4 protein-coding genes are annotated in these 3347 nt (G+C 65.6%); all 4 read left to right on the plus strand.

Annotation, left to right across the window (positions count from 1 at the left end; translation table 11 throughout):
• The coding region (locus ABWP09_RS11440; RefSeq protein WP_502959795.1) for a preprotein translocase subunit SecY at positions 1-366 on the plus strand (366 nt) is incomplete at its 5' end.
• Positions 367-398: 32 nt separating this feature from the next.
• The gene (locus tag ABWP09_RS11445) at positions 399-1049 is read left to right on the plus strand and encodes an adenylate kinase (protein ID WP_353205266.1); all 651 of its coding nucleotides are present in this window, start codon (positions 399-401) and stop codon (positions 1047-1049) included.
• A 235-nt stretch (positions 1050-1284) separates the two neighbouring features.
• Positions 1285-1977, plus strand: a complete 693-nt coding sequence (locus ABWP09_RS11450) for a response regulator transcription factor (RefSeq protein ID WP_353205267.1) — start codon at positions 1285-1287, stop codon at positions 1975-1977.
• Between the two features lie 9 nt (positions 1978-1986).
• A complete protein-coding gene (locus ABWP09_RS11455; protein ID WP_353205268.1) occupies positions 1987-3345 on the plus strand; it encodes a HAMP domain-containing sensor histidine kinase in 1359 nt (452 codons plus the stop codon).
• Positions 3346-3347: the final 2 nt, after the last annotated feature.

A 3347-nucleotide genomic window follows, 5' to 3' on the forward strand; every position in this document is an offset into this window, starting at 1 on the left:
GGGATCATCTTCTTCTCGTTCTTCTACACCGCGGTCGTGTTCAATCCGGAAGAGACCGCCGACAATCTCAAGCGCTATGGCGGGTTCATCCCCGGCATTCGCCCGGGCAAGAATACCGAGAATTATTTCGATTATGTGCTGACGCGAATCACCGTGATCGGCGCTGGGTATCTGGCGATCATCTGCTTGCTGCCCGAGTATCTCGTCTCTGCGCTGTCGATTCCGTTTTACCTTGGCGGGACCAGCCTGTTGATCGTCGTCAACGTCACCATGGACACGGTGACGCAAATCCAGTCGCACTTGCTGGCGCACCAATATGGTGATCTGATCAAGAAGGCGAAGCTGAAGGGCGGACGTCTCCGCTAAGCGAGACGGACCAGCCAAACGGGAGTGGCGGCTTGAACATCATTTTGTTGGGACCGCCGGGTGCGGGCAAAGGCACCCAGGCGAGCCGCTTGGAAGCGGATCGCGGCATGGTCCAATTATCGACCGGCGATATGCTGCGTGCCGCGGTAAAGTCGGGTAGCCCGGTCGGTCTCAAGGCCAAGGCGGTGATGGAAGCCGGCGAGCTCGTTTCGGACGAGATCGTGTCGGGCATCATCGATGAGAAATTGGGCTCGCTCGCGGCGAGCCAGGGCGTGATCTTCGACGGCTATCCGCGCACCGCGGCGCAGGCTGAACAGCTCGATGCAATCCTGACAGGCCATGGCCGAACGCTCGACCACGTGATCGAACTTGAAGTGGACGAGGACAAGCTCGTCGCGCGGATCGTCGGGCGGTTTACCTGCGCCACGTGCGGTGCTGGCTATCACGACGTGTTCAAGCAGACCAAGGTCGCCGACACGTGTGACGTGTGCGGCAGCCACGACTTTAAGCGCCGCCCCGACGATAATGAGGAAACCGTCCGCACGCGGATGGCCGAATATCGCGCCAAGACCGAGCCAATCATCCCGATCTATGCCGCGCGGGGTCTGCTCGCGCGGGTCGATGGGATGGGCGAGATCGACGCCGTGACCGGCGCGATCGAGGCGATCCTCGACGCAGCCTGAGCGTCGCGCGTCCGCGCGACGCCTTTTTCAAAGCATGACAGCTTCTTCACGGTCGCGTCATCGGAGTGTGCGCCGCGCCGGTGCATATCCGGTGTCGGTCGATGCACGCGGCTGGATATGATTTCACGAGATCGGCACTCGCACTCCCGGGAGTGTCGTTGGCCGGCGGAAGGCTTGCTTTCCGCCGGCCTCATTTCTGTCTAGGCTCGGAGGGAAACCACCCGGAATGCCGCCTGTGACCCGCAAGATCCTGATCGTCGAAGACGATGCCGCCACCGCCGCATACCTTGCCAAGGGGTTGAGCGAGGGCGGCTATGCGGTCGAGACGTGCGGGGACGGGCGCGACGGATTGTTTCTCGCCAGCGAGGGCATCTTTGACCTGATCATCGCTGACCGGATGCTGCCCGGGTTGAATGGTCTGGCGATGCTGGGCGCGGTGCGCGCCGCGGGGGTCAAAACGCCAACGCTGATCCTGTCGGCACTCGGCACGGTCGATGACCGGATCGACGGGCTGAACGCCGGGGCAGACGATTATCTGGTCAAACCCTATTCCTTTGCCGAACTGACCGCCCGGATCGATGCGATTTTCCGCCGGGTCGATCGCGGCGCGTCTGAAGGGCAACCAACCCGGCTGTCGGTCGGCGATCTGGAGATCGACTTGCTCGCCCGCACCGTCGCGCGCGGCGGGCGCTCGATCCAGCTTGGCGCGCGCGAGTTCAACCTGCTCGAATATCTCGCGCGGCACGCGGGGCAGGTGGTGACGCGCACGATGATGCTGGAAAAGATCTGGAACTATCACTTCGATCCCGGATCGAACGTCGTCGACGTGCATATCGGGCGGTTGCGCCGCAAGCTCGAGGAGGGGTTTGCCGCACCGATCCTCCACACAGTCCGCGGGGCAGGATACCGGCTGTCGACCGAGGCCTGACGGGCAGAGGTGGCGTTGCGTCTAACCTTCACGACGCGGATCGCTTTGCTGGCGATCGCGCTGGCGCTTACGTCGAACGTCGTGCTCGTCGCGTTCGTGTGGAAGCTGGTGCATGACGATGCGATCGAAGCGCTGCGCCGCGACACGATCGCGGAATCGGATGCGCTGGTTGCGGTGTATCGCATCGGCGGCCTGACGGCACTCGGCAAGACGATTGCCGACCGGCGCTCTCCCGCCGATCCCTCGCGCATCCTCGCGGTGATCGCGCCCGATGGGCGGCGCGTGGCAGGAGGCGGGCCCGATTTTGCGCATGTCGCCGCGCTGCAACCCACGCTGTTTCAGATCGGCCGGATGAGCGACTGGCAGCCATGGTCGGAGCGCGAGGCAGGCTATGCAGTGCGGCGGATCGATGCGTACCGGCTGGTCAGCGGGCGGTTGCTCGACGACTGGGAACAGGAGCAGCGCGGGATCGAGCGGGCGCTGCTGACGGCGATGGCGTTGTCGCTCGCGCTCGGCGTGGCGGGGGGGCTGGTGGTGACGCGCTATGTCGGGCGCAGGTTGAACAGCGTCGCCGATGTGATCGAGGGCGTGGCGGGCGGTGATCTGTCGCGCCGGGTCACGAACGCGGCAAGTGGCGGCGACGCGTTCGATCGGCTGGCGACGCGGCTCAACGCGATGCTCGACAAGACCGAACGGTTGATGACCGAGCTGCGCATCGTCACCGACGGGCTGGCGCACGATTTGCGTTCCCCGCTCGCGCGGTTGCGCGCCAAGGCGGAGGCGGCGGTGCTGCAGGCCGACCCGGCACAGCGCGAGGCGGCGATGGGCGGACTGCTGATCGAGACCGATCTGGTGATGCGGATGCTGTCGACGATGATCGAAATTACGCGCGCCGAGTCTGTGCCGCGCGACCGGCTTGCGGCCGTATCTCCCGCGGCGTTGATGGAGGAAATTGCGGAGCTATACGCGCCGGTGGTCGAGGATGCGGGAATGCGCTTCGACGCGGTGATCGCGCGCCGGGTGCCGCAGCTCGTGCTGCACCGCGAATTGCTTACCCAGGCGCTGGCCAATCTGATCGACAATGCGTTGCGTCATGCCGGGGAGGGCGGGGCGATCACGCTCCGGCTCGCGCTGGTCGAGGGCGAGGCCCGTTTCCAGGTCGAGGATCGCGGTCCCGGCATCGCCGAGTCTGACCGGGCGCAGGCGCTGCGTCGCTTCGGGCGGCTCGACGCGGCGCGCAGCCTGCCGGGGGCGGGGCTGGGGATGGCGCTGGTCGAGGCGGTCGCGCGGCTGCATGGCGGGCGGCTGGAACTTGGCGACAATGCGCCGGGGCTGGTCGCGGCGGTGGTGGTGCCGGTGGCGTTGTGAGG

Origin of the sequence: Sphingomonas sp. (assembly GCF_040398505.1) — a bacterium.
Taxonomy (GTDB): Bacteria; Pseudomonadota; Alphaproteobacteria; order Sphingomonadales; family Sphingomonadaceae; genus Sphingomonas.